This is a genomic window from Novosphingobium sp. HR1a, assembly GCF_015594425.1.
Taxonomy (GTDB): Bacteria; Pseudomonadota; Alphaproteobacteria; order Sphingomonadales; family Sphingomonadaceae; genus Novosphingobium; species Novosphingobium resinovorum_A.
Genome location: NZ_JABXWS010000092.1, coordinates 72,282 through 98,782 on the forward strand (window position 1 = coordinate 72,282; position 26,501 = coordinate 98,782).

Here is a 26,501-nt window from a genome sequence, read left to right on the forward strand (position 1 = left end):
TCAGTTCGGCTTGCGAGCGCACCATTGCCGGATGGTCGCCTTGAGCAGCCGGACGGTGCGGGTCTCGTAGCGATCCTTGAGAGTAATGAAGCCGAAGGCGGGCGCCGGAATTTCCGAGCCCGCCAGACGCTTCAAAGTGCCGCTCGCCAGTTCGTCGGCGACAGCCTCGCACGCGACCATGCCGATCATGCCCGAGTGCAGGATCATGGCCTTCACGAAAGTCGTGGACGAGGCTTTCACCGACTTGCTCTGAGGTCCGTAGCCGAACCGGCGCAGCATGTTCACGACGTCGTCGTTGTCGATCGGATCGGCCGTCTCGTAGGCGCTGACATGCGCCCAGACGAAGTCGGTGCCCCTGGCGAAATCGTCCTCCGTCAGAGCGAAAACCGGGTGGTCCGGCGCGGCGACGACGGCATATTCGCGCTTGAACAGCGGCTCGAATTCCAGCGCATCGTCGGCGTAACCTTCAGGCAATCCGCAGAATGCGAAGTCGAGGTCGCCTGATGACAGCAGGTCCAGCAGCTGCGTCGTGTAGCCTTCGCGCACCCACATATCCACGTGGCCCGCCTGCTCGACGAACTGGCGCATGGCGCGGCTCATCGTATCGTTCATGATGATCGGATGCACCCCCACCGCCACCTTGGGCACGCGGTTGGCGGTGGCGAGGTCGTGGAGAATGCGCTGCTCCTCCATCAGCATGAGGCGCGCGCGCTGGACCAGCTTCTCGCACATCTCGGTCGGGCGCACGCCGTTGGGGCCGCGCTCGAAGAGGCTGGTGTTGAACTCCTCCTCCAGCTGGCGGATGCTGAGCGTCAGCGCGGGCTGCGTGATGCCGACCATCTTCGATGCCTTGCGCAGGCTCCCGCTCTCGTAGATCGCGATCATTCGCTTGAGCTGCACGAGGTTCACGGGTTTTCCTTTGCCTTGGCGACCTAATCGGCGGACAATGTGGCATGTCCGCCGCCCGGCTCAAGTAATCAGCTCAGGTGGGCGTCGATCTCGCCGACGACGCGCGCGTTCTCCAGCTTGAGCACGCCATGCTTCACCCCGAGGAGATCGACGCGGCGGCCATTGGGATAGTGGTGCGAGTTGGCGAGCGTCGGCTCCCACAAGTCATCCTCGGGGTTCATCACCAGCACCGGCTGCGCCACTTCGGCCATCGCGCCGAGGAAGTCGAAGCGATAGACCGAGATATAGCCCCATGGCATCCGCGCGCCGAGGCGCAGGCACTCGGCCATGCTGATGTGACGCTCCTCGTAGGAGATGCGCGGGTCGCTCAGCTCGCCGATGATCGCCCAGAGCTTTTCGACATGCGCCAAGTCCGGACCCGGCGGTGGGAACGCCGTAAGAAGGTTGGCGAGCTTGGCTTCGCGCTGCTCGGCCGGAAAGGCGGCAAGGCCGAAGACCACCGCGCGGCGAACCCGCTCCGGCAGACTGCGGGCAAGCTGCGTGGCGATGATCGAGCCGGTGTGAAAGCCCATGACGTCGAACTGACCGGCCGGGATCTCGCCCTCAGCGGCGAGGTCGGCCATGAACTGCGCCATGATTTCGGCGAAGTCCTCGATGGTGACCGGCTCGGGCGGGGAATCGCTCATGCCGTAGCCCGGCGTATCGACGGCGATCACGGTGCGCTTGGCCGACAGGGGCTCCATCACCGGTAGCCAGTCGCCGCTGTTGCTAGGCGTCTGGTGCAGGCACAGCAGCGGCGGCAGGGCGTCAGGGGTGTCGCACTTTGCGATGCGATAGTGGAGTTGGCCGAAGCGGCTCGGCGCATAGCCGCGCAGGATTTTGGACATGGTCAGTTCCGTTGGTCGGAGGTGATGCGCGAAGCCGCGCGGAAAGCGAGCAGCGACGCCGCGATGAAGGCACAGAGCCCGACGATCGCCATGGATCGACCCACCGCCGCCGGGGAGGCGAACACGGACTCGGTCAGCCACGCCACCGCCAGCGGGCCGAGCGAGGCGCCGATGATCGTCATCACGAAGGCATAGAGCGCCACCGCGAAGCCGCGCACCTTGGTGGGCGTGATCTCCGAGATCACCGACAGCATCGTGGTTCCGTAAATGGCGCTGACCAGCATGATCTCGCCCAGCATGACCATGGCCAGCGGAGCGCTGCCGGACAGCAGCGGCAGGCACGAAGGAATGCCGAGCAGCGACAGGGCTCCGGCAAGCCGCGTCCGCCCAAGCGCTCCCGAGCGCGCGCCGACACGGTCGACGACGACGCTGGCGACGAGCGCTCCGGCGACCGACCATGCGATCTGGCTGGTGCCGAGGCCCTTTCCGGCCGCGCCGACGTGATACCCGAAAGCGCGCGTGAGGAACACGGCGCCCCATCCCGTCGCCACCGAACCGCCCATCGCATAGAGCGCCAGCGATCCGTAAAGCGGCAGGAACACCCCGCGCTGCGCCGCCAGCAGGCCGAGCCCCTCGGCGAAGGAGAGCTTCGGCTCCGACCCGGTGACGGCATCGCTGCGGCGTGCGGGTTCGCGCAGCAGGAACAGCAGGATCACGATCAGCAGGCCGGACGCTCCCACAAGCGCGAAGGCGATGCGCCACGGGGCGAGTTCACCGATGATCGGCAGGCCGGCGAACACGCCCCTGGGCGCCAGGTCCAGGATCACCCCGCTGACCAGCGAGCCGAGGCCGTAGGCGATCATGCTGCCGAAGACGTAAAGCGCCATGGGCCGTCCCCGGCGATGCGGCGGGAACAGGTCGCTGATCATCGTGACAGCGCAAGGCCCCAGCACCGCCTCGCCGACGCCGATAAACAGACGCGAGGCGAACATCGACCCGAAACCCTGCGCAAAACCGCCCGCGATCGTCGCCGCGCTCCATATCACGATCCCGCCGATAAGCAGGCGGCGCCGGTTCACCACGTCCGCCACGGCACCCAGCGGCAGTCCGACGGTGACGTAGAAGATTGAGAACGCGAACCCCTGCAGCAGCGCGATCTGCATCTCGCTGATCGAAAGATCGCGGCGAACCGGATCGATCACCAGAGCCAGCATCCCGCGATCGATGGTGGACACGATCTGCGCCAGAAAGAGCGTGCCGACGGTGACCCAGGCGACGGCGGGGCCGATGGCCCTGTCCGTTCCGGGCTGGTCAAGTCGCGTCATGGTAGTTCCTCAGATGGGGCGTACCGACCCTTACCCCATCGGAAGGCGAGATCACGAAAGCGACGGTGATTATCCACTGGACGGCAAACCGCCGGACAGTGAGGATTTATCTATCGGTGCAACAGTTGCTCATCCGGCCAGGCACAGGCGATCCTCATGGCCAAGTTCCTGCGCCACGACATGGGCATCCTTGCCGATCCCGCGCGTCAGCGAAGCGGGCATCTCGACCTTGAAACCGCGCGTGAGCAAACCCTCCACGGCCCAGCGCACGCAGAAGTCAGCGGCCACTCCCACTACAGTCACGCAGTCGATTCCTCGGCCGGCGAGATCGCGGAAGAACGCATCCCGCTCGAACTCCTCGCCCTGACCAGAGCGGATGCGCAGGTCCGCTTGCTGCCACATGTCGAACACACCCTTTTCCAGTGTGTACAACGGGATGGCAGAATCTATTGCGGCTACGTCGAGCACGCTTACCCAGCCTGCGGTGCCCTTCTGGCAATGAATGGGGAACTGTTCCGCCTCTGCAGAACCAACATATTCCGCAACGACATGGGTATCGAACGTCATGAGCACGCCCGCCACCTCGCGCGGGTCGAGCGAGGCCAGCCAATCCTGCATCGGCGCGACGATCGCCTCGGCATCGGGGACCGGAAGCGCCCCGGAACTCCGCACGAAATCATGCTGCATGTCCACGACAATCACGAAACCGCTCATCGGATCCTCCGGGTACTGCTGATGCACTTGACATATACTTACTGTGAACATAAGTAAAGTGCATCTTGCGCATAAGGGTTCAGGACGTGCTCCAGGACGAGGCCGAATTTCTGGCGGGTTACGATGCCCAAGGCTACGATCGCCCCTCGGTCGCCGTCGATCTCGTGCTCATGTCGATAGTCGATGGAGCCCCGGCGGCCCTGCTGGTCCGACGCGATGAGCACCCTCATGCAGGCAGTTGGGCGCTGCCCGGCGGGTTCGTTTCGGTCGATGAGGATCTGGACTCGGCCGCGCGCCGGGTGCTCGCCGACAAGGCGCACATGGACGGCGCCTATGTCGAGCAGCTCTACACTTTCGGAGCCCTCGAACGCGATCCGCGCATGCGGGTGATAAGCGTGGCCTATTTCGCCCTGCTTCCGGCGGATCGCTTCGCTGCCGCGCTGGAGGCCGATCCCGCGTTGTCGCTGGCGCGGATCACTATGCCGGGCGACGGCAAGGCGCAGGCTGCGGGCAAGCACGGCCGCCTGTCGCTGGCTTTCGACCACGCTGAAATCCTCGGCGTCGCGATGCAGCGGCTGCGGGGCAAGATCGACTACTCCTCCCTCGCCTTCGCGCTCCTGCCCGAGCGGTTCACCCTGCGCGCCCTGCAGGACGTGCATGAAGCGATCCTCGGCCAGTCGCTCAACAAGTCGGCCTTCCGCCGCCGCATGCTCGACCGGGGCTGGCTTGAGCCGACCGGCGAGCGCGAGACCGGGGCCTCGTTCCGCCCCGCCGAACTCTTCCGTTTCCGTCCGATCATCCCCAACGCCTGAGCAGGTCCACCATGGTTTTCACCGACATCGCCACGCGCACCTACAACCATAACTGGCGGCTCGACCCGATCGTGCGCAGCCTGCTCGACACCGATTTCTACAAGCTGCTGATGCTCCAGATGATCCGGCAGCTTCACCCGCAAGTGAACGCGACCTTCGAACTGATCAACCGCACCCGCAGCGTGCGTCTCGCCGATATCATCGACGAGGCGGAACTGCGCGCGCAACTGGACCATGCGCGCTCGCTGCGGTTCGGAAAGAAGGAACTGATCTGGCTGGCGGGCAACAGCTTCTACGGGCGCAGACAGATGTTCAGCCCGGAATTCATCGCGTGGCTGGGCGAGTTCCGCCTGCCGGAGTACGAGCTTCACCGGCGCGACGGCCAGTACGAACTGCGATTCCACGGCCCCTGGACGCACACGATGATGTGGGAAATCCCGGCGCTCGCGATCATCAATGAACTGCGCTCGCGCGCGGGCATGAAAGGGCGCGGCCGGTTCGAACTGGATGTGCTCTATGCCCGTGCCAAGGCCAAGTTGTGGGAAAAGGTCGAGCGGCTCTCAGCCCTGCCCGACCTCGTCATCTCGGACTTCGGCACGCGGCGGCGCCACGGTTTCCTGTGGCAGCGCTGGTGCGTCGAGGCCCTGAAGGAAGGACTGGGCGAGCGCTTCATCGGCTCCTCCAACGTCCTGCTGGCAATGGACGCGGACCTCGAGGCGATCGGCACCAACGCGCATGAACTGCCGATGGTCTACGCCGCCCTCGCCGACGGGGAAGAAGCGGTTGCCAGTGCCCCGTACCGCGTGCTCGAGGACTGGCAGGCGCACTACGGTGGCAACCTGCTCATCGCCCTGCCGGATGCGTTCGGGACCGCGTCGTTCCTCCGCCATGCGCCCGAGTGGGTCGCGGACTGGACCGGTTTCCGCCCCGACAGTGCCCCGCCGATCGAAGGAGGCGAGCAGATCATCCGCTGGTGGCAGGACAAGGGCCGCGATCCCCGGACCAAGCTGCTGATCTTCTCCGACGGCATGGATATCGACAGCATCGAGGCGACCTATCGCCACTTCCACGGCCGAGTACGGATGAGCTTCGGCTGGGGCACCAACCTGACCAACGACTTCCGCGGCTGCGCGCCCTTCGCGACGGACGATCTCGATCCGATTTCGCTGGTCTGCAAGGTGGTGGAAGCCAACGGCCGTCCGGCCGTCAAGCTCTCCGACAATCCCGCCAAGGCGACCGGGACCCCGGCGGAGATCGAACGCTACTTGCGCATCTTCGGGGAAGCCGGGCGCCAGACCGCTGAAGTGCTGGTCTGACCGCTGCTGCGCCGGCGTTCAGTCCAGCGTGAACGTGGCCGATTGAAACAATCATCGTCATCCCCGCGAAGGCGGGGACCCATCTGATGAGGGCGCAACAGGAAACCGCAGGAGATGGGTTCCCGCTGTCGCGCGAATGACGGCGATAGAATTAGCGATCCGCGCCCAGTTGCCTTGGCGGTGCTTCACGCTTTGCCCCCGATGCGGCAAGCAGCATCGCAAGGCCCGAGGTCTGCGCCGCCGCGTCCGTCGGGGACGATGCCTCTGACCAATCGCCTGCGACGGCCCGGGTGCCGCCATCGCTCAGGGTCCAGACCACTTCGGCGTTGCGATCGGCCCAGACGGCAAGTTCCGCGCGTTCAGGCTCATTCGTCATATCGTTAAGCAAGTGACCGAGATGAAAGGCGAACACGCCCTTGAACATCCGCCCGTCCGCACCGATCGAGGGCACCGGCTCACGCAGGATGCCCCCGGGGTTGGACAGCTTGCGGGTCGCCGCGAGCGCCGTCCTGACCGCCAGCGCGCGATACTGTGCATCGCCGGTGATGCGGGTGAGGTCGCTCAGGCCACCCAGCAGCACGCCCTGATTATAGGTGAAGCGCGGCTGGCCATTGTTGTGGCAGGCGGCATCGAGGCCGTCGTTCACCAGCCCATCGCCGTCGATCATCGTCGATCCTTCGAACCACGTCCATGTCCGCAAGGCCCAGTCGCGATAGCTCGCCTCGCCGGTCGCAAGGTAAAGCTGCGTCGAGGCGTAGAGCAGGAGTTCGTTGGTGATCGCGTTCTTGTACGTCCGCTTGCGGTCCCACCAGATGCCGCCGCCGCAGCGGTCGTCCCAATAGCTGGTGACGATGCGCCGATAGGTCGTGCTGGCATAGTCGAGCAATTCGGGATCGCGATCGACCTGCCAGGCGTGAACGTTGGCGATCACCGCCCACAAGTCGTCGTCGTTGAGATAGAGCCCGGAGCGATTACGCACCGCTGCCGAGACACGCGCGTTCCAGCGATCGTCCCCGGTGCGGCGCGCATGGTCGAGCAGAGCATCGACTATCACGAAGCGTTGCCACGCCTCGCTCTGCGCCCAGCCGTCCGGCTTGCCCCACTGCCCGTCGAGATAGGACGCAGCCGCGCGGGCGCGCGGTGCCCATGCATCGTCCTGCGCACGCGCGCTTCCGGCACAGGCCAGCGCAAGCAGCCCCATCGACAGGCCCGCCGCCAACGTCTTCTTCAAACTGTGGTCTCCCCGCCGACCCGTAAGCGCATGACGCTCCACATAAGAAATGCCAGGGGCAGCGCCAATGGCTTTCCCTCGCACGGACCTGTCATTAGGACATAGGACATGAACAGAGCCCGTCTGCTGAGCGCCTGCATCCTCGCCGCGCTGCCTTCTGCCGCCCTTCCCGCCTTCGCTGCCCCCGCCGAACGGAGCGCTTCCGCCATGCTCGAAACCGTACCAGACCTGACCTTCGACCGCGTCTTCGCCAGCCCCTCGCTGGATGGACCGCAGCCGCGCGCGGTCAAGGTCTCTCCGGACGGACGCTACATCACGCTGCTGCGCGGCCGCGCCGAGGACAAGGACCGCTACGACTTGTGGGCCTACGACCGCCGTAATGGCGAATGGCGCATGCTGGTCGATTCCCTCAAGCTCGGCTCCGGCCGCGCGCTGAGCGAGGCGGAGAAGATGCAGCGCGAACGCCAGCGCGTCGGCAGTCTCAAGGGCATCATCTCCTACGAGTGGACTGAGGGCGGCGATGCCGTGCTGGTCCCGCTCGACGGCGATCTCTACCTCGCCGGGATCGACGGGTCCGTGCGCCGCCTGACCGACTCCACCGAGGACGAGTTGAACGCTGCCCTGAGCCCGAGGGGCGCCTACGTCTCGTTCGTGCGCGACGGGCGGCTCTACGTCGGCCCGCTCGGCGGGACCGAGCACAAGCCGATCACCCCGAAGGAAACCGCCGACACCGTCCACTGGGGCGAGGCCGAGTTCGTCGCGCAGGAGGAAATGGCGCGCATGGACGGCTACTGGTGGGCGCCCGACGACAAGCTCATCGCCGTCGAGCGCTACGACGAAGCGCCCGTCGGCGTCGTCACCCGCACCGCGATCGGCGCCGAGGGCACGCACACTTACCAGCAGCGCTACCCGGCGGCGGGCACGCCCAATGCCCTCGTCTCGCTCCATGTCATGAAGCCGGACGGCAGCGGCCGCGTCGAAGTGGACCTCGGCCCCGACCGCGACATCTACCTCGCCCGCGTCAACTGGGCGCGCGACGGGCGCACGCTCTACGTCCAGCGCCAGAACCGCGAGCAGACCCGCCTCGACATGTTGGCGGTCGACCCCGCGACCGGCAAGAGCCGCGTCCTGTTCACCGAAGAGGCGGCCAAGGGCAGCTGGGTCAACCTCACCGACAACTACCGTTTCCTGAAGGATGGCAGCCTCGTCTGGTGGTCCGAGCGCGACGGCTACGGGCACCTCTATCATTTCCGGGGTGGCAAGTGGCAGCAGCTGACTTCGGGCAAGTGGATGGTGACCAAGCTGGTTTCCGTGGACGAAGCGAAAGGCCGCGTTCTGTTCCTCGGCAATCGCGACGATGTGCTGGCGCCGCAGCTTTACGCCATCGATTTGGCGAAGCCGGGTACGCCGAAGCAACTGACCGAGGCAGGCTGGGCCAATGCCGCATCGGGCAGCAGGGACGGATCGACGGTGCTTGTCACCCGTTCCTCGACGACGCAGCCTTCGCAGACCTACATCGCCGACGAGAACGGCAAGCATCTGGCCTGGGTGGAGGAGAACAGGCTCGACGCCGCGCATCCCTACGGCCCCTACATGGCCCGACATAGACCGACAACGTTCGGCACGATCAAGGCAGCGGACGGCTCCGACCTGCACTGGATGATGATCACTCCGCCGCTCAAGCCCGGCAAGCGCTACCCGGTGTTCTTCGAGCATTACGGCGGCCCGCACGTCCAGACGGTGACGCGCGGATGGAAGGGCGCGCTGGCGCAGGCGATCGTCGACAAGGGCTACATCTACTTCGAGATCGACAACCGCGGCAGCGCCAATCGCGGTGTCGCATTCGAATCGCAGATCCATCAGGCCATGGGCACTGTGGAGGTGCAGGACCAGCGTGCCGGGGCCGAGTACCTTAAGACGCTGGACTTCGTGGACCCGGCCAAGATCGCGACTTACGGCTGGTCCTACGGCGGCTACATGACGCTCAAGATGCTGGAGGCCGATCCGGGCCTCTACGCGGCGGGCATCTCCGGCGCGCCGGTGACGAAGTGGGAACTCTACGACACCCATTACACCGAGCGCTACATGGGCGATCCGCGCAAGGTCGCCGATGCCTATCGCAAGGCCGACACGCTGGATGATGCAGGCAAGATCGCCGATCCGCTGCTGCTGATCCACGGCATGTCGGACGACAACGTGGTGTTCGAGAACAGCACCACCCTCATCGCTAAGATGCAGGGCGAGGCGACGCCGTTCGAGATGATGCTCTATCCCGGCCAGACCCACGCCGTGCGCGGCCCGCGCATCAGCGTGCACCTGTGGAACAGCATCTTCGGCTTCCTCGAACGCCACGGGGTGAAGCCGGAGGAGTAACTCCTGACCATCACCTCGTCATTGCGAGCGTAGCGAAGCAATCCAGGGTCGCGCAAACCGCCCTGGATTGCTTCGCTACGCTCGCAATGACGAGTTTGGTGAAAGGGTTAGGCAGCGGCCTTCCTGCGCCGCCCCATCTCGCGCTCGTCCGAGCGTAGCGTCAGCACCGATACCCCGGTGGCGGTGACGGCGACGGTATGTTCGAACTGGGCGGACAGCGAGCCGTCCTTCGTCCGCACCGTCCAGCCGTCGTCTTCGGTCCAGACGCTGCGGCGCCCGCGATTGAGCATCGGCTCGATAGTGAAGACCATGCCCTCGCGCAGCAGCATGCCGGTGTTCGGCCTGCCGAAGTGGAGGATCTGGGGGTCTTCGTGCATCTCGCGCCCGATGCCGTGGCCGCAGTATTCGCGCACGATCGAATAGCCGTGGCGCTTGGCGTGCTTCTCGATCGCCGCGCCGATATCGCCCAGCCTTGCGCCCGGACGGACGGTGCGGATGCCCATCCACAGGGCCTCGTAAGTGACCTGCACAAGCCGCCGCGCCGCAGGATCGACATTGCCGACCATGTAGGTCTTGCTGGAATCGGCGATGAAACCGTCCTTCTCCAGCGTGATGTCGAAGTTGACGATGTCCCCGTCGCGAAGCACGTCCGACGACGACGGCACGCCATGGCAGACGACGTCGTTGACCGAGGAATTGAGCACGAAGCCGTAACCGTACTGCCCCTTGCTGGCAGGGCGCGACTTGAGATCATCGACGATGAACCGCTCGACGAGGGTATCGATATCGAGCGTCGACTTGCCGATGAGCGGCACGGTGTCGAGCATCTCGAAAACCGAGGCCAGCAGCCGCCCCGCCTGCGCCATCAGCGCCAGTTCTTCGGGAGTCTTGGTCACGCGGCCCTTGCCCCCAGCGTTGGCGGCAGCACTCCGGCCGAACTGAGTTCCCGCTCCATGATCTCGGCGAAGCTGAGGCCGGGGTTGGTCTCGCACAGCATGCCGACCTTGATCCAGTACGCGGCCTGCGCGTTGATCGAGCGACAGGAAACCTTGCTCGCCCGGCGGACCTGCTCGTGCAGGTCGTCATCGATGTTCACGATGCCCATTGGGTAGTTCCATATATGATTCGTATATGAACCATATATCGCCGCGCGCGAGCATCGCAAGGGCGCCCCGCCGCGATGGGCTCGCGGCGAGGCGGGTAGGGGTCAGCGCGCCGGGGCGCCGAAGCGGAAGCTGGCTTCCACGCCCAGCGTGCGCGGACGCAGGCGGTTGGAGGTGATGTCGAAGCTCGTGGGCCCGATCTGCTGCACCTGGCGGAAGCTGGTGGCGCCGTTCTCGTCGGTCAGGTTGTCGGCGAACAGGGCGATGGTCAACTGCGCGAAGTCGACGCCGATCCGCGCGTCCACGCGGTCGATCGTGTCGCCCGGCAGGAACGCGGCGTAGGACGAATTGCGGCGCGGCGAGCTGTGCTGCCAGCCCACCCGGCCGAACGCCTGCACGGTGTCGGTGATCGCAGCCGCATAGTCGATCGAGGCGTTGGCGGTGAACTTCGCGACGTCGTCCACGGCCGAGCCCTTGACGATCGCCGTACCGGCAACGGCATCGGTGTACTCGGCATCGACGTAGGCGCCGCCCGCCGAGAGCGTCAGGCCCGAGACCGGCTGCGCGACGAGGCTCAGTTCGGCGCCCTTGGTGTGGGTGCCGTTGGAATTGACCAGTCCGTTGAAGGACGTTCCCGGGATCGGGATGCGGACCGCCACGTCCTTCCAGTCGCTGTAGAATACCGCAGCCTCAATCGAGAGCTTGCGCTCCCACAGTTCGGCCTTGGCGCCCACTTCATAGGTCCAGATCGAATCCTGGCTCAGTGCCGCGGGCAGTTCGACGCCGTAGATCGGACCGAGGATCAGCGGCACCGTCGGCTGCAACTGGCCCGAGCGGAAGCCCTTGGCGGCGCTGGCATAGATCGTGGTGTTCTCCACCGGATGCCAAGCCACCGAGAAACGCGGGTTCCACGACTTGTAGGTGTCACCCGGCTGGTCGGTAACGACGCCGGAATTCGCCTCGAAGCCGCGCAGTCGGTCCTCGAAGTAGCGCAGGCCGGCGGTCAGATCGACGGGCACGCCAGGCAGCGTGTAAGTCGCCTCGCCGAACAGGGCGCGGGCGCGCGAGTTGATCTGCGCGTCGTTGTCGATGCCGCGTGCGGGGAACTTGACGGTGTCGTTGCGCTGGGAATCGCGCGCATAGGCGCCCACGGTCCACTTGAGCGGGCCGTCGCCGGTCGAGGCAAGGCGCAGTTCGTGAGCGTCGAGTGCGATGTCGATGTTCGTCTCGATGCTGCCGATCGAGGACATGCCGCTCTGCGGCACCCCGAAGTCGCTGTGCGTGTAGGAGTAGAACAGCTCCGCCCCGCCGAGATCATAACGGGCGGTGGCGCCATAAAGCTCCATCCGGCTCTTGCTGTAGGGCACCGTGCCGCGCGTCTGCTGGTCGTCGTCGCGCGCGCTCGATCCGCCCGCCGGAAAGTCGGACTTCGACCACCAGTAGCTGCCAGTGATCGACAGGCGGTCGACGGGATCGAAGCGCAGCCTCGCACGGAAGGTGTCGTAAGTCTGGTCGTTGACGTTGGTTGCGCCGGTGCTGCTGTTGTCCACCCAGCCCTGGTAGCGTTCATGGGTGCCTGCGACGCGAACGGCGAGCACTCCGGGCACGATAGGTGCATTGAAGGCACCCTTAGCCCCCCCGTTGGTGCCGCCTCCGCGCGTGTCCGAGACCATACCCAGACCCTTGGCTTCCCACTGGTCGAGGTCAGCGCCGCGCGTCAGGATGCGCACGGTGCCGCCCATCGAACCCTCGCCAAACAGCGTCCCCTGCGGCCCGCGCAGGATTTCGACGCGGTCGAGATCCCAGGCGCGCACGTCCGGGCTGAGCGGCACGGTGACGCCGGTGAACGGCAGGTCATCGAGGTAGTATCCGTTCTCGTTGGCACCCAGCGAGGTCGAGATGCCGCGGATCGTGATCTTGGTGCCCAGCGCCGAACCACCGTCATAGATGCCGACACCGGGTGCTTCCTGCAGGAAGTCCGCCAGATTGGCCGCGCCGCGCTTCTCCAGCGCCGCGCCGCTGACCGCGGTGACCGCGATTGGCACATCGACCGCGCGTTCCTCGCGCTTGCGGGCGGTGACGATGATGTCGCCATCGGCATCCGCCGCACCGGGAGCCTGCTCTTGCGCCATGACCGGCGTGCTCATGACAGCCGCACAGACCAGCGCAACGTGACTGACCATACGAACCATAGAAATCTTCCCCCTGAGTCCCGAGACACGCACAAGCGGCCTCCCATCCAGAGGCGCGACTAGGCGATATTCCATAATCTATGGTTAAGATCGGGCTTACATTCCGCCGGGCCTTGGTTGCCGGCCATGCAATTATATAAACAATCACGATTGTTTTATTTTATCGAAACCTTATCCTCGACCACATGGATCGGCGTCCAAAGCATGCTGCCGACCACTATAGGAGAGGCCCTATGGTCACCGATGCCGAGATTGAGGATCTCGTCGCGCGACGCGACATTTATGCCGTTCTCACCCGCTATTCCCGCGCACTGGACCGCTGCGACGTGGACCTCATGCGCAGCGTCTATTGGCCCGACGGCACCGACAGCCACGGCGTCTTCGACGGCAATGCGGCCGACTTCGCGGACTTCATCGTGCGCGAAATCCAGGAGTGGTTCGAGGTCACCATGCACGGCCTCATGAACGTGCACATGGAGATCGCGGGTGACCGCGCCGCGACCGAAACCTATCTCTTCGCCTATCACAAGGTACGGGAAAGCAAGGCGCAGGAAATCTTCGGTTCGCGCTACATGCGAATGTTCGCGGGGCAAGGTCTCGATCCGGCGCACCACACCTTCTACTTCGGTGGGCGCTATCTCGACCAGTTCGAGCGGCGCGCGGGAGAATGGCGCATCCTGCACCGCAAGGTCGTGATGGACTGGAACGACAACCACCCCTCCAACGAGATTCTTGATCAGGGCATGTTCGCCACCCTGCGCCCCCTCGGCGAACGCGGCCCGGGCGACCCGGTCTGGGCCAACCGCCCGTGAGCCCCGCCCTCTCCGCCCGCGAACGGCTTGCCGAACTCGTCGCGGCGCGCGACGTGGAAGCCGTTCTGACGCGCTACTGCCGTGCCCTCGAGCGCGCCGATCTTGCCCTCATGGAGACCGTGTACTGGCCCGATGGCGAGGACATCCACGGCATCTATGTCGGCCGTGCCAGCGAGTTCGTGCCTTTCATCATCGGCGAGATCACGCAGTATTTCGCCATGGGCACGCATTGCCTGCTCAACATCCACATCGAGGTGTCGGGCGATTTCGCCGTTGCCGAGAGCTACCTGTACTCGGCCTGTCGGGTCCGGGCGGGGATGGTCGAGGCGCTGCTCGGCAGTCGCTACTTCGGCCACCTTGGCGGTCATGGACTGGACCCGGACAACGCGATGTTCGTAATGGCCGGCCGCTATTTCGACCGCCTCGAGCGTCGCGAGGGAGAGTGGCGCATCCTGCGCCGGCAGGTCGTCACCGACTGGAACGACCCCCGGCCTTCGAACGAAATCTGCGACGAAGGGATGCATGCCAGCCTGAGGCCCATCGGCGAATGGGGCATGGACGACCCGGTCTACGCCAACACCGGGTTCGCGGCAGATTAATTCGTCCGGCGCGGCGGCAGGCCCTTGACGCTGCCCTGCGGGCGAGGGCACGAGCGTGAGCCGCGTCCCTCTCCCATCATCGGGCCATGCAACGACCATGAACCTCGCTCGCAAGCGCATTGGCGCGGGCATCGATTTCGGCACCACCAACAGCGTCGCCGCCCTTTCCCTCGATGCCGAGCCGCAGCCGCGCCTCGTCGCGCTGGACGGCCCCGAGGGCAGCGGCGAGGTGTTCCGCTCCGCCTTGTGCTTCTGGCAGGAGGAAGGCGTGCCCGGCGGGCTCGCGGTGGAGGCGGGGCCGCACGCCATCCACGAATACCTCGAATACCCCAGCGACAGCCGCTTCCTGCAGTCCTTCAAGTCGGTCGCCGCCAGTCCCGCGTTCGACAGCGCTTCGGTCTTCACCAAGCGCTACCGGTTCGAGGACCTCGGCCGTATGTTCCTGCAGAAGTTCGCTGCCCACGCCGGCGGCGAACTCGACCGGCTCGATCGTGCGGTCATCGGGCGTCCCGTCCATTACGCCGGTGCGCGCGCCGACGAGGGGCTGGCCCGGCAGCGCTACGACGCGATGTTCGGAGGCTTCGCTAGCGAAATCCACTACGTCTACGAACCGCTTGCCGCCGCGTTCAGCTATGCCTCGCGACTGGACCATGCCGCCACCCTGCTGGTCGCCGACTTCGGCGGCGGCACCAGCGACTTCTCGGTCGTGCAGGTCCGCGAGCCCGGCGCCGCCCAGCGCTGCGTGCCGCTGGGCCATGCGGGTGTCGGCATCGCGGGCGACCGTTTCGACCAGCGCATCGTCGATCGGCTCGTCCTGCCGCAACTGGGCAAGGGCGGGCAGTATCGCTCGTTCGACAAGGTGCTGGACATTCCCGGCGGTTACTTCGCCGACTTCGCCGACTGGTCCAAGCTGGCGCTGATGCGCAACCGGCGCACGCTGGACGAACTCGATCGCCTGCGCCGCAGCGCGGTTGACCCGCAGGCGATCGGGCGGATGATCGCGATGATCGAGAACGAACTCGGCTTTCCCCTCTACGATGCTGTTGGGCGCCTCAAGCGCGCTCTGTCCAGCGAGGACCGCGCCGAATTCCGGTTCTCCGGCGCAGGCGTGGAAGTGCAGGCCAGCGTCACCCGTGCCGAGTTCGGGGACTGGATCGCCGAAGACGTCGCGCGGATGGCCGGGGCGGTGGATCAGGCTCTCGAAACGGCAGGCTTGGGCGAGAGCGACATCGACCGCGTGTTTCTGACCGGCGGCACTTCGCTGGTTCCGGCTGTGCGGTCGGTGTTCTCCAGCCGGTTCGGCGAGGGCAAGCTGATGTCGGGCGGGGAACTGACCTCGATCGCCCACGGCCTCGCCCTCGTCGCGAGGGAGGACGATCCTTCCGCGTGGACGGCATAACCCTTGCCGATCCCTGCCCCAGCTGGAATAGCTTGCCCATGAGCTGGCACGCCCGACGCGAGAACTGGAACCCGCAGGCCGAAGACGCCCGGGAAGATGGCGATATCGACTATGCGCGGGTCATTCACTCCGCCTCGTTCCGGCGGCTGCAGGGCAAGACGCAGATCCTCAACCTCGGGGACAGCGACTTCTACCGGACCCGCCTGACCCATTCGCTCGAGGTCGCGCAGATCGCCGGGGGGCTTGCACGGCAACTGGCCAAGTCCTTCCCTGACCACGTCGCCACCGGCCTCCTGCCCGACCGCAGCCTGATCCATGCGATCGGCTGCACCCACGATTTCGGCCACCCCCCGTTCGGCCACGGCGGCGAGGTAGCGCTCAACTACTGCATGCGCGATGCGGGCGGCTTCGAGGGCAACGGGCAGACCCTGCGCATTCTCGCGCGGCTCGAATCCTTCTCCGCCAACGCTGGCGCCAACTTGTGCCGACGCACGATGCTGGGCGTGCTCAAGTATCCGGTGGCATGGTCGGCGGCCCGCAATCCGGCGCTCGTTCCCTCGCTGCTCGCCGGAACCACCACCATCCGGGTTCTCGACGCGCGTTCGTGCAAGCCGCCCAAGTGCCATTTCGACAGCGAACAGGACGTCGTCGACTGGATCCTCGCACCCGTTTCCGCCTCCGATCGGGACAAGTTCCAGGCGCTGGAACGCCCCGAAGGCAAGCATGCGCGCACCCTTCACAAGTCGCTCGATTGCACGATCATGGATGTCGCCGACGACATCGCCTATGGGGTCCACGACCTCGAGGATGCGATCTCGATCGGCCTGGTCACCAAGGACGCCTTTGCCGCCGCGATCGACGGCAAGTGCGCCTCGTTCCTCGACGCTCTCAAGGCGAAATACCCGGGCGAAAGCGAAAACGACGTATTCTCGCGCATGGTCGATGACCTGTTCGGCGACGCGAATACGCGCAAGCGCTATATCAGCCGCCTTGTGCACCATTTCCTGACCGGCGCACAATACCTCGAGGTCAAGGGTTTCCGCGAACCGCTGCTGCGCTGGCGCGTGGCACTGAAGGGGCCGCGCCGCGCGTTTCTCGATGCCCTGCAGAACTTCGTGGTGCGCGAGGTGATCACCAGCCCCGAAGTGCAGCAGCTCGAATTCAAGGGACAGGCCATGGTCGTCGCCGTGTTCGAGGCGCTGAGCGCCGATCCGGCCCGGCTGCTACCACGCGATGCACTCGGCCGTCTGGATGCTGCGGGAGGCGATGCACGCGTCATCTGCGATCATGTCGCGGCGATGACGGACACGCACCTGCTCAAGACCTACGAGCGCCTGTTCAGTCCGCGCATGGGATCGGTGTTCGACCGGCTCTAGGCGTGATTGCACGCATCCGCGCAAGCGACCGTGATATCGTCGAGCCCGACAGGCCACATATCTCCGGGCAGTTGCTCAATCCAGCGCCGCCAATTGCTCACGCCGAAACGAGCGCAGCTTGTGCGTTTCGCGGCTGCGTACCAGCGCCGCCCAGTCGGGGTTGGCGATCATGGCCCGACCGACCGCGATCATGTCGAACTCTCCTCGCTCGATGAAGGATGCGACCGCCTCAACATCGCGCGTCCTCGGCGCGCTTTCGGCTATGCCGCCGGTCGCCTCGCTCCGGTCATGCTTGAAGTCGTTTTCCAGCGTGACCGAGCCAACGGCAATCGTCGGCGATCCGGTGATCTTGCGCATCCAGCCCGCCAAAGTCAGGTCGCTTTCGGCAAACGCAGGCTCCCAGAAGCGCCGGGTCGAACAGTGGAAGGCGTCGACTCCCGCTTCGGCGATCGGCAGGAAAATGGCCTCGAGCTGCAACGGTGTTTCAGCAAGCCGCGCCGCGTAATCGAAACTCTTCCATTGCGACATGCGCAGCACGATAGGGAAGTCAGGCCCGGCAGCGGCCTTGCAAGCACGGATCAGTTCTACCACGAAACGCGTTCGCTCCCGTGCATCGCCGCCGTATCCATCACGGCGCCGGTTGGTGCGAGACCAGAGGAACTGATCCGGCAGGTAGCCATGCGCGCCGTGAATCTCGATGCCGTCGAAACCGATTTCCCGCGCTGCCTGCGCCGCACGCGCAAAATCGGCGATGGTATCGGCGATGCCTCGCTCATCAAGGACTTCGCCGCCGACCTCTCCGGTTCCCAGCAGGCCCGAAGGACCGACACGGGGCGGGCGCTGCTTCACGGTCTGCGGGTTCACCTCGGTCGGAGAATCCTGAACGCCGACGTGCCAAAGCTGCGGCATGATGCGCGCACCGGCGCGGTGGACACCATCGACGATCGCGCGGCAGGCGGCGAGCGTCTGCGGCTGATAGAAAAGCGGGATGGGTCCGTCATGCGCTCCGGCCGCATTGACCGCCATGCCCTCCGTGATGATCAGGCCGCACCCGCCTGCGGCCCGGCGCGCATAGTATGCCGCAACGTCAGGACCGGGAACGCCTCCGTGCGAAAACTCGCGCGTCATCGGCGCCATCGCGATTCGGTTGGGAATCTCCAGACCGCCGATGCGACCGGGCGAGAACAGGACGTCGACGGCGCTCATGTCGCGGCCCCGTCAGCCGTGCGAGTGGTCGTCACGGTGGGCGGCAGACGCGTCGTCCCGCCGTCCGCCAGCCATCCGCCATCGGCGACGAGTTCGATGCCGGTCACGAAACTCGCGTCATCGCTCGCAAGGAAGGCAACGCAGGCGGCCATTTCCTCGGCGGTCCCCATCCTGCCGACGGGCTGCAACGCATCCATTGCCGCGCGCGCCACGTCCCGGTCCGGGGCGGACGAGAGGCGCCGCTCATGGATCGGCGTGTCGATGGCGCCGGGATGCAGGGAATTGCAGCGGATGTTGCGATATTCGCCGGCACAGCGTACCGCGACCGACTTCGTCAGCAGCCTGACTCCGCCCTTCGTGGCGTTATATCCGGCCGACTGCGCCAACCCGACAAATCCCGCCATCGACGATATGTTGACGATCGATCCGCGCGGTCCACCGGGATTCTCGCGCATGGCCCGGATGGCATGCTTGCATCCCAGCATCGTCCCCGTGAGGTTCACCGCCAGGATGTTCTCCCAGTTTTCCAGAGAAACGTCCTCGATCGGCTCGGCGCTGGTTATGCCGGCATTATTGACGAGGATATCGAGCCGCCCGAAGCGCTGGATCGTAGTCCCGACAACATCAATCCATTGGTCTTCCGTCCTGACGTCATGGACCAGATGCAGCGCGGCGATATGGTCGCCCCCGGTTGGAAGCTGCAAGTCGGTCGAGACGACGAGCGCGCCCTCCTCAGTCAGCCGGTTTACGCATGCGAGGCCGATACCGGACGCCCCTCCCGTCACGATCGCCACGCGCCCTTCGAGCCTGCGCACAATCCGTCTCCTTGTATCCTTCTCCTGAAACGAGCTTATTCATCTCATTTAATTAAGGCAATCGACTTATTGAATTTTTCGAAAGGAGTACCAAGTTCGGCCATATTCCGGCTCTGATCGCACCCCGAAGATACCTTGAAACGCTTTATCGCGACCTATCATTAATCCCCCTTGCTTATTTCGACAGAACCATGAACTTCATCACTGCCGGGACGAGGGAAAACCTTCGACCGGTCGATCAAGGCCGCACAAGAACGGCCACTGACTCTGGGCGAGGAAGCTGAACGGCCATGTCTTTGACGATTGATCCCCGTGACCCTTTGACCGTCTGGAATGCCTCGCTCCCCGCGTGGGTCATTCATCGGCCGGAACCCTCACGCGCGGAGCGTGCGGTGATGCGCCAGGAGATCGCCGAGGCGGCGATCCGCCTCGTCTGCGACTCCGGGCTGGAAGGCCTTTCATTGCGCCGTCTGGCCAGTGCTATGAATTGCAGCACCACGACCATCAACCATCACTTCGCCGATCGCCGCGAACTGTGGATCGCGGTCTATCGGACCACCATCCTGCGAACGCAGGCCCGCATCCGCCGCGCCTACGAAAGCAGCGGCGGGAGCCCCCTCGCCTGCGCGCTGGCGCAGATGCCGATCGATCGCGAAAGCCGGGAAGACTGGCACATCTACCTCGCCCAGTATCACGTCGCGTGCACCGACGACGAACTGGCACGCGAAGAACGCGAACAGGTCAGGATCGCCGCGCGCGACTTCGCCGAACTGCTGCATCGAGAGCACGGAATGGCAAGGGACCGCGCCCGAAAGGCGAGCCGCCAGATCATCACGCTGCTTGTCGGAGTAGCCACGCAGGCTCTGTTCGAACCGCGCAGCTGGTCGCCCCGGCGGCAAAAGCGATTTCTTGAAGAGCAGTTCGCCCTGCTCGGCGTTCCGGCCTAAAAATTACCGATATCAGTTATCACCAAAGAAATATGAACCGTGCAACGATAAATTCTCCCTCATATGCACGAAAAAAACATCTGTTTTATCGATTATTTTCACGGATATTAACATTTCATTTTGATACTATCGATAAAGACGTGAATTATTTTCAACATAATCAAAATCATTTCAATAAATAATTATATATATTCGTTAAAAAATCGAACTCATCGGATCGCCCTTTAAATGCAGCGTTGATCTGAACTTTCTTCGCCCCCTACCTTCAGCCCGCATCCAGTCACCGCACCGGATTGCGACGACACGCAAGGCGAGCGTCGCACAGCGCAGGAAAACAGCCGCGTCTGGCAGGGAAAGAGGAAACTGGGGGAGAGACCGGATGAACCGAGGTCACGATTGGAAATGGAGTTGCGCCCTGCCGCTGGTGCTGGGCATTGCCGCCACGGCGCCGACTGAAGCGGTCGCGCAGGAGCAAGGCGGATCGAAGATCGCCGCAGAAGGCGACATCATCGTCACCGCCCGTCGCCGCGAGGAGACGCTTCTCGACGTGCCCGTCGCCATCTCGGCGGTGAGCGCGGTGCAGCTGGAGCGCAGCGGTGCGACCGACCTGCAGAAGATCGGCCAGATGATCCCGCAAGTCATCCTCGCCAAGACCGGCGGCGGCGGCGCCGGCGCCAGCTTCACGATCCGCGGCCTTGGCTCCTCGGCGCTCGATGCGGGCATCGACCAGACCGTCTCGCTCAACATCGACGGCATCCAGATCAGCCGTGGCCGCCTCGTCGCCCAGAGCTTCTTCGACATCCAGCAGGTCGAAGTGCTGAAAGGGCCTCAGGCGTTGTTCTTCGGCAAGAACAGCCCAGGCGGCGTCGTCTCGCTCCGCACCAAGGGCGCGACGCCGACGCTCGAAGGCTATGGCCGTGCGGGCTACGAGTTCCGGGCACGCGAGCGCTTCGTCGAAGGCGGCATCTCCGGCCCCATCACCGACACCCTGGGCTTCCGCATTGCCGCACGCGGCAGCAAGATGGATGGCTACATCAGGAACGTGGCGGGACCGCTCGCCGTGCCAAGCGCGCCCGACTTCCCCGGTGTCGGCGCAGCGCATGGCCGCGATCCCGGCACTCGAGAGGTGCTTGGCCGCCTGACCCTCGAATGGAAGCCGACCAACGACTTCGACGCCACGTTCAAGCTGTTCGGCGACCGTATGCGCGACAACGGCGAGACCGCCGGCACGGAACTGCTCTGCAACGGCAATTCACGCACGCTCGACGTGTTGAGCGGCACTTACGTGCAGGACCCGTACAGCGACTGCAAACTGAACGGCAAGCGCACGCTGGGCGCGATGAACCCGGAAATCGCCGCAGGCTATCCCAAGTCCAACGGCGGCGTGCCGCGCACCAAGTACGAATCGGTGCTCAGCTCGCTGACGATGAATTACCGTACCGATACCCTGGCCTTCGCCTCGGTCACGGGCTTTTGGCGCTACTCGAACGACACCTTCGACAATTTCTCGTTCGATTCCTCGCCCGTGGTGTGGGGGGCGAACAAGGACGCCTCACAGGCCTTCACGCAAGAACTGCGCGTCAATTCCAGCTTCGACGGTGCACTCAACTTCGCGGCCGGCGTGTTCTTCGAAAGCTCCAAGCGGGACACGCGCGGCAACGGGATGCTCGCCAACGTCGGGCCGGATCCGCGCAACGGCCAGTACAACAACTGGCAGTTCCTGACCTTCAACAAGGGCAAGACCTATTCTGCCTTCGCCCAGCTCATCTGGGACGTGACTGATACCGTCGAACTGGCTGGCGGCGCCCGCTGGACGCGCGAGACGAAGCGCACCACGCAGGGCAACGGCTTCGTGAACCAGAACTTCGTCCCGCTGGGCATCACCGCCACCGAAGGCGTGTTCACCAGCGGCCGCTTCGCCGACGAGCAGATTTCGCCCGAAGCCACACTGACTTGGCGGCCAAGCCCGAACACGACGCTCTACGGCGCCTACAAGACCGGCTACAAGTCGGGCGGCTTCTCCAACCCCTCGATCCTGTCGGCCGGGCAGACCGTCGCCGACCTCGACTTCGCGCCGGAGAAGGCGAACGGCGGCGAGGTCGGATTCAAGGGCGAACTGCTGGGTCGCCGCCTGCTGCTGAACCTCACCGCCTATCGCTATACCTTCAAGGGCCTGCAACTCACCTCGTTCAACCCCTCGCCGCCTTCGTTCACCATCCGCAACGCCGCCTCGGCGCGGACCAGCGGTGTGGAGGCCGACGCCTCTTTCGCGGTGACGCCCGACTTCACCCTGCGGGGCGCAGTGGGCTACAACGACGCGAAGTATCTGAACTTCGATGCCGCCCCCTGCTACGCGGGCCAGACTGCCGCGCAAGGCTGCGACGGGACCATCCAGGACCTTTCGGGCACGCACCTCGTCCGCGCGCCGTCGTGGAACCTGACCGGCGGCGTGGCTTACGACCTGCCGCTTGGCGATGCGCTGGGCCTCGGACTGATGGCAGACGCACGCTACACCAGCGGATACTGGCTGCTCGAGAACCAGAACCCCGTCGGATACCAGAAGGGCTTCGCGACGCTCAACGCCACCGCCCGCCTCCACGCCGCCGACGACAGCTGGGAACTGGCGCTCATCGGCCGCAACCTGACCGACAAATACTACGGCGTCGCGGGCGCCGAGAAGCCCTTCGGCACGCCGGACGCCGTGTGGGTCAGTATCGGCCGCCCGCGTGAAGTGCTGCTGCAGGGCACGGTCCGCTTTTAAACCCAAAGACTTACGGGAGAACAGTCATGGCACTCCACGACCCCAACGAAACCGTCCTTGCCCATGTGCGCGGGCAGCACCGCCTGTTCATCGACAACGAGTGGCATGACGCCGCTTCCGGCAAGACCTTCGAAGTGCGCAACCCGGCAACGGGCGAGGTCGTCGCCCATGTGGCGGAAGGTGAGGCGCAGGACATCGACCGCGCCGTGCAGGCCGCGCGCCGCGCCTTCGACGAACGCCGCTGGCACGGACTGCCGCCCGAAAAGCGCGCCAACATTATGTGGAAGCTCGCCGAACTGTTCGAGCGGGATGCACGCACCATCGCCGAGATCGAGGTGATCGACAACGGCATGCCCATCGCCTTCGCCGAATGGATGGTCGGCAGCGTGGTTCAGGGCCTCAAGTACTACGCGGGAATGATCACCAAGCTGGGAGGCCGAAACGCCTCCCCTGCGATCGCCAGCGACACGCTGAAAATGCACGCCTACACCAGCGTCGAGCCGGTGGGCGTGGTGGGCACGATCATCCCGTGGAACGGGCCGATCGGGGTGATGATGATCAAGCTCTCGCCCGCGCTGGCGGCGGGTTGCTCGGTCGTGGTCAAGCCCGCCGAACTGACCCCGCTGTCCGCGCTTTATGCCGCCAACCTCATGGTCGAAGCGGGCATTCCGGCAGGTGTGGTCAACATCGTCCCGGGTTTCGGCGCCACCGCCGGGCAAGCTCTGGTGGATCATCCGGAGGTCGACAAGATCAGCTTCACCGGCTCGACCGCGACCGGCAAGAAGATCGTCCAGTCCGCTGCCGAGACGCTCAAGCGCGTGACGCTGGAGCTGGGCGGCAAGTCGCCGGTCATCGTTTTCGACGACGCCGATCCCGAAGTGACCATCCCCGGCGCCGCGATGGGCATCTTCGCCAATACCGGGCAGGTTTGCTTCGCGGGATCGCGCCTGTTCGTGCAGAAGAAGTCCTATGACAAGGTCGTCGCAGGCATTTCCGATTTCGCCAAGGGCCTCAGGATCGGTCACGGCTTCGACCCCGCCAACGCCATCGGCCCGCTGATCTCCGAAGGCCAGCGCGACAAGGTCTCGCGCTATCTGGAGACCGGCGTTCAGGAAGGCGCCGAAGTCGTCACCGGCGGCAGCGCGGTGGACAGCCAGGGCTACTACATCGAGCCCACCGTGTTCGCCAACGTCAATGCCGATATGCGCATCGTGCGCGAGGAGATCTTCGGCCCGGTCCTTGTCGCGACGCCGGTGGACGACATCGACGATCTGGTGCGCGCCGCGAACGACACCCGTTACGGCCTCGGTGCCGGTATCTACACCACGGACGTCAACAAGGCTCACCTCACTGCCGCGCGGCTGCAGGCAGGCAACGTGTGGATCAACGGCTACGGCATGATGCACCCGGCGATGCCATTCGGCGGCTACAAGGAATCCGGCTGGGGCCGCGAGAACGCCGAAGACGGCATCCGTGCCTATCAGGAAGCGAAGTCGGTCTTCGTCTATCTCAAGGGTTGAACGTGACGATCGGGATCGCAGCATCGCGCCGCAACGTCGGCGCACTGGTCTTGTGTGCCCTCGCGTTGGCATCCTGCCGGGCCGAGCGCGAGGACGTGAACAAGAGCGACGCGCGCCTGCCGGCGGCCGCCTCCAAGGCTGAGGACGCCAACTGGCTGAGCCACGGGCGCACGTATGACGAAACGCGCTTTTCTCCCCTGGCCCAGATCGACGGAGTGAATGCGGGCAAGCTCGGCCTTGCGTGGTACGCCGACCTCGACACCTTCCGGGGGCAGGAAGGCACTCCGCTGGTGGTCGACGGCGTGATGTATGCGACGACGGCATGGAGCAAGGTGGTTGCCCTTGATGCCGAAACGGGCAGGCAGCTTTGGGAGTTCGACCCAAAAGTCCCCGGCACCACTGCGATCCACGCCTGCTGCGACGTGGTCAATCGCGGCGCTGCATATAGCGACGGGCGCCTGTTCTTCGGCACCGTCGACGGCCGCCTGATCGCGCTCGACGCGAAGACCGGCAGGCAGCTCTGGCGCGTGCAGACGACCGATCCGAAGAAGCCCATGGCGATCTCCGGGGCGCCGCGCGTGGCGCGCGGCAAGGTCTTCATCGGCTTCGGCGGCGCGGACCAGGGCATGCGCGGCTATATCTCCGCCTACGACGAGAAGACCGGCCGCCTCGCGTGGCGTTTCTACACCGTGCCGGGCAAGCCGGGCGAGAAGGACGGCGCTGCCTCCGACGACGCGCTCGAACGCCTCGCCCTGCCGACCTGGGCGGGAGATTGGTGGAAGATCGGCGGCGGCGGTACGGCTTGGGACTCGATCGTCTACGACGAGAAGATGAACCGCCTTTACGTCGGGGTCGGCAATGGCGGGCCGTGGAACCGGGGCATCCGCTCCGCCGGCAAGGGCGACAACCTGTTCATCGGCTCCATCCTAGCCCTCGATCCCGATACCGGGCGCTACCTCTGGCACTATCAGGAGACGCCGGGGGATCAATGGGACTTCACTTCCACCCAGCAGATGACGCTCGCAGACCTCACCATCGGCGGTCGCGCGCGCAAGGTGATCCTCCACGCTCCGAAGAACGGCTTCTTCTACGTGATCGACCGAGAGACCGGAAAGCCGCTCTCCGCCGACAAGTTCGTGCCGGTGAACTGGGCCGATCGCGTGGACCTGAAGACCGGCCGTCCGGTGATCGATCCCAAGGCCCGATATGACAAATCCGGCAGCTTCATCGCCACCTCAGGGCCATGGGGGGCGCACAACTGGCATCCGATGGCGTTCTCGCCCAGGACAGGTCTCGTCTACATTCCGGCGCAGCAGATTCCCTCGATCTACACTCCTGACGGCGCGTTCAAGTATCGCCCCGGCCTGCTCAACATGGGCCTCGCGGAACCAGGCAAGCTGCCGCAGGAAAAGGCCGCGATCGAGGCGATGCTTCAGTCCTTCGAGGGCCGCCTGATCGCCTGGGACCCGGTTGCACGCAAGGAAATGTGGCGTGTGCCTTACAAGGGGCCATGGAACGGCGGCGTGCTGGCGACGGGCGGCGACCTCGTGTTCCAGGGCGACGCCGAGGGCCTGTTCCACGCCTACGACGCACGGAGCGGCGAGCAGCGGTGGCAGTTCGACGCGCAGCAACCGATCATGGCGGGGCCGGTGTCCTACGCGGTCAACGGCAGGCAGTATGTCGCCGTCATGTCCGGCAAGGGGGGTGCCTACAACCTTGCCATGCCGAGCTACGCGGCGCCTCAGCAGCGCCTTCCGGGACGCATCCTCGCTTTCCGGATCGATGGCAATGCCCGCCTGCCTGCCCGAGACAAGGCGCCTCCTGCGCCCTTCGCCCCTTCAGCCGAACGCTTCGCGCCGCAGCAGGTGGCTAGCGGGGCGAGCCTGTTCGGCAGCACTTGCGCGGTATGTCACGGCTCGGAAGGGCTGTCCTCGGGCGTGCTTCCCGACTTGCGACGGTCCGGCGCCATCGCCGATGCGGGCGTGTTCCGCCAGGTCGTGATCGACGGTGTGCTCGCGGATCAGGGCATGGTCTCGTTCCGCCAGTACCTGACGCCTACGGATGCGGAAGCGATCCGCGCCTACATCAACGGCCGCGCCAGTTCAGCGAAAGCCAAGGGAGAACCGTGAAGGCACCCGGATCATTTGCTCTTTATTTTTAAGGCATATGATCTAATATCGCAAAAACGATAATTTGGAGAGATT

21 protein-coding genes are annotated in these 26,501 nt (G+C 65.1%); 11 read left to right on the plus strand and 10 right to left on the minus strand.

Annotation, left to right across the window (positions count from 1 at the left end; genetic code table 11):
- The 4 genes from HWN72_RS24685 to HWN72_RS24700 form a co-directional block, all read right to left on the minus strand.
- A complete protein-coding gene (locus HWN72_RS24685) occupies window positions 1-909 on the minus strand; it encodes a LysR family transcriptional regulator (protein ID WP_069709394.1) in 909 nt (302 codons plus the stop codon).
- Window positions 910-977: 68 nt separating this feature from the next.
- Window positions 978-1,796: an alpha/beta fold hydrolase gene (locus HWN72_RS24690; RefSeq protein WP_211151616.1), complete on the minus strand. Its 819-nt coding sequence runs from the start codon at window positions 1,794-1,796 to the stop codon at window positions 978-980.
- 2 nt (window positions 1,797-1,798) lie between these two features.
- A complete protein-coding gene (locus tag HWN72_RS24695) occupies window positions 1,799-3,121 on the minus strand; it encodes an MFS transporter (protein WP_211151617.1) in 1,323 nt (440 codons plus the stop codon).
- A gap of 129 nt (window positions 3,122-3,250) precedes the next feature.
- Window positions 3,251-3,835: a cysteine hydrolase family protein gene (locus tag HWN72_RS24700; RefSeq protein WP_008829290.1), complete on the minus strand. Its 585-nt coding sequence runs from the start codon at window positions 3,833-3,835 to the stop codon at window positions 3,251-3,253.
- Between the two features lie 86 nt (window positions 3,836-3,921).
- On the opposite strand from HWN72_RS24700, the gene HWN72_RS24705 reads away from it, so the two are divergent.
- Together HWN72_RS24705 and pncB are read left to right on the plus strand one after the other, a co-directional pair.
- Window positions 3,922-4,647 (plus strand): NUDIX domain-containing protein, encoded by a 726-nt coding sequence (locus tag HWN72_RS24705; protein WP_008829289.1) that lies wholly within the window; start codon window positions 3,922-3,924, stop codon window positions 4,645-4,647.
- A gap of 11 nt (window positions 4,648-4,658) precedes the next feature.
- Window positions 4,659-5,963 carry a nicotinate phosphoribosyltransferase gene (gene pncB / locus HWN72_RS24710; protein ID WP_008829288.1) on the plus strand — a complete coding sequence of 435 codons (1,305 nt, stop codon included), beginning with the start codon at window positions 4,659-4,661 and terminating at the stop codon, window positions 5,961-5,963.
- A 151-nt stretch (window positions 5,964-6,114) separates the two neighbouring features.
- Here the strand turns inward: pncB and HWN72_RS24715 are convergent, their stop codons facing one another.
- On the minus strand, window positions 6,115-7,194 hold the full coding sequence (locus HWN72_RS24715; RefSeq protein WP_248006306.1) for a glycoside hydrolase family 76 protein: 1,080 nt from the start codon (window positions 7,192-7,194) through the stop codon (window positions 6,115-6,117).
- Window positions 7,195-7,302: 108 nt separating this feature from the next.
- Here HWN72_RS24715 and HWN72_RS24720 point away from each other — a divergent pair, with 108 nt between their 5' ends.
- Entirely contained in the window at window positions 7,303-9,567 is a 2,265-nt protein-coding gene (locus HWN72_RS24720; RefSeq protein WP_211151618.1) for a S9 family peptidase, read from the plus strand.
- 107 nt (window positions 9,568-9,674) lie between these two features.
- Here HWN72_RS24720 and map read toward each other — a convergent pair whose 3' ends face one another.
- From map to HWN72_RS24735, 3 genes are all read right to left on the minus strand, one after another.
- Entirely contained in the window at window positions 9,675-10,463 is a 789-nt protein-coding gene (gene map, locus HWN72_RS24725; RefSeq protein WP_211151619.1) for a type I methionyl aminopeptidase, read from the minus strand.
- The gene (locus tag HWN72_RS24730; RefSeq protein WP_211151620.1) at window positions 10,460-10,672 is read right to left on the minus strand and encodes a ParD-like family protein; all 213 of its coding nucleotides are present in this window, start codon (window positions 10,670-10,672) and stop codon (window positions 10,460-10,462) included. Before HWN72_RS24730 ends, map begins: the two co-directional genes overlap by 4 nt.
- A gap of 102 nt (window positions 10,673-10,774) precedes the next feature.
- Window positions 10,775-12,862: a TonB-dependent receptor gene (locus HWN72_RS24735; RefSeq protein ID WP_211151621.1), complete on the minus strand. Its 2,088-nt coding sequence runs from the start codon at window positions 12,860-12,862 to the stop codon at window positions 10,775-10,777.
- A gap of 233 nt (window positions 12,863-13,095) precedes the next feature.
- Here HWN72_RS24735 and HWN72_RS24740 point away from each other — a divergent pair, with 233 nt between their 5' ends.
- The 4 genes from HWN72_RS24740 to HWN72_RS24755 all read left to right on the plus strand — a co-directional run bounded on the left by HWN72_RS24740 (window position 13,096) and on the right by HWN72_RS24755 (window position 17,048).
- Complete coding sequence (locus tag HWN72_RS24740) at window positions 13,096-13,674, plus strand: nuclear transport factor 2 family protein (protein WP_036528519.1); 579 nt, start codon at window positions 13,096-13,098, stop codon at window positions 13,672-13,674.
- A complete protein-coding gene (locus tag HWN72_RS24745; RefSeq protein WP_211151622.1) occupies window positions 13,671-14,273 on the plus strand; it encodes a nuclear transport factor 2 family protein in 603 nt (200 codons plus the stop codon). The genes HWN72_RS24740 and HWN72_RS24745 overlap by 4 nt, the downstream gene beginning before the upstream one ends.
- Before the next feature lie 97 nt (window positions 14,274-14,370).
- Window positions 14,371-15,672 (plus strand): Hsp70 family protein, encoded by a 1,302-nt coding sequence (locus tag HWN72_RS24750; RefSeq protein WP_211151623.1) that lies wholly within the window; start codon window positions 14,371-14,373, stop codon window positions 15,670-15,672.
- Window positions 15,673-15,710: 38 nt separating this feature from the next.
- Entirely contained in the window at window positions 15,711-17,048 is a 1,338-nt protein-coding gene (locus HWN72_RS24755; RefSeq protein ID WP_036528525.1) for an anti-phage deoxyguanosine triphosphatase, read from the plus strand.
- A gap of 75 nt (window positions 17,049-17,123) precedes the next feature.
- Here HWN72_RS24755 and HWN72_RS24760 read toward each other — a convergent pair whose 3' ends face one another.
- Window positions 17,124-18,254, minus strand: a complete 1,131-nt coding sequence (locus HWN72_RS24760) for a 12-oxophytodienoate reductase (protein ID WP_211151624.1) — start codon at window positions 18,252-18,254, stop codon at window positions 17,124-17,126.
- Window positions 18,251-19,069 (minus strand): SDR family NAD(P)-dependent oxidoreductase, encoded by an 819-nt coding sequence (locus HWN72_RS24765; protein WP_211151625.1) that lies wholly within the window; start codon window positions 19,067-19,069, stop codon window positions 18,251-18,253. Before HWN72_RS24765 ends, HWN72_RS24760 begins: the two co-directional genes overlap by 4 nt.
- Before the next feature lie 290 nt (window positions 19,070-19,359).
- Between HWN72_RS24765 and HWN72_RS24770 the strand changes: the two genes are divergently transcribed.
- The 4 genes from HWN72_RS24770 to HWN72_RS24785 all read left to right on the plus strand — a co-directional run bounded on the left by HWN72_RS24770 (window position 19,360) and on the right by HWN72_RS24785 (window position 26,426).
- Window positions 19,360-20,016: a TetR/AcrR family transcriptional regulator gene (locus HWN72_RS24770; protein WP_211151626.1), complete on the plus strand. Its 657-nt coding sequence runs from the start codon at window positions 19,360-19,362 to the stop codon at window positions 20,014-20,016.
- Between the two features lie 379 nt (window positions 20,017-20,395).
- Window positions 20,396-22,777: a TonB-dependent receptor gene (locus HWN72_RS24775; protein ID WP_008830233.1), complete on the plus strand. Its 2,382-nt coding sequence runs from the start codon at window positions 20,396-20,398 to the stop codon at window positions 22,775-22,777.
- 26 nt (window positions 22,778-22,803) lie between these two features.
- On the plus strand, window positions 22,804-24,297 hold the full coding sequence (locus HWN72_RS24780) for an aldehyde dehydrogenase family protein (protein ID WP_211151627.1): 1,494 nt from the start codon (window positions 22,804-22,806) through the stop codon (window positions 24,295-24,297).
- A 2-nt stretch (window positions 24,298-24,299) separates the two neighbouring features.
- On the plus strand, window positions 24,300-26,426 hold the full coding sequence (locus HWN72_RS24785) for a PQQ-dependent dehydrogenase, methanol/ethanol family (protein ID WP_211151628.1): 2,127 nt from the start codon (window positions 24,300-24,302) through the stop codon (window positions 26,424-26,426).
- The last annotated feature ends 75 nt before the right edge of the window (window positions 26,427-26,501 follow it).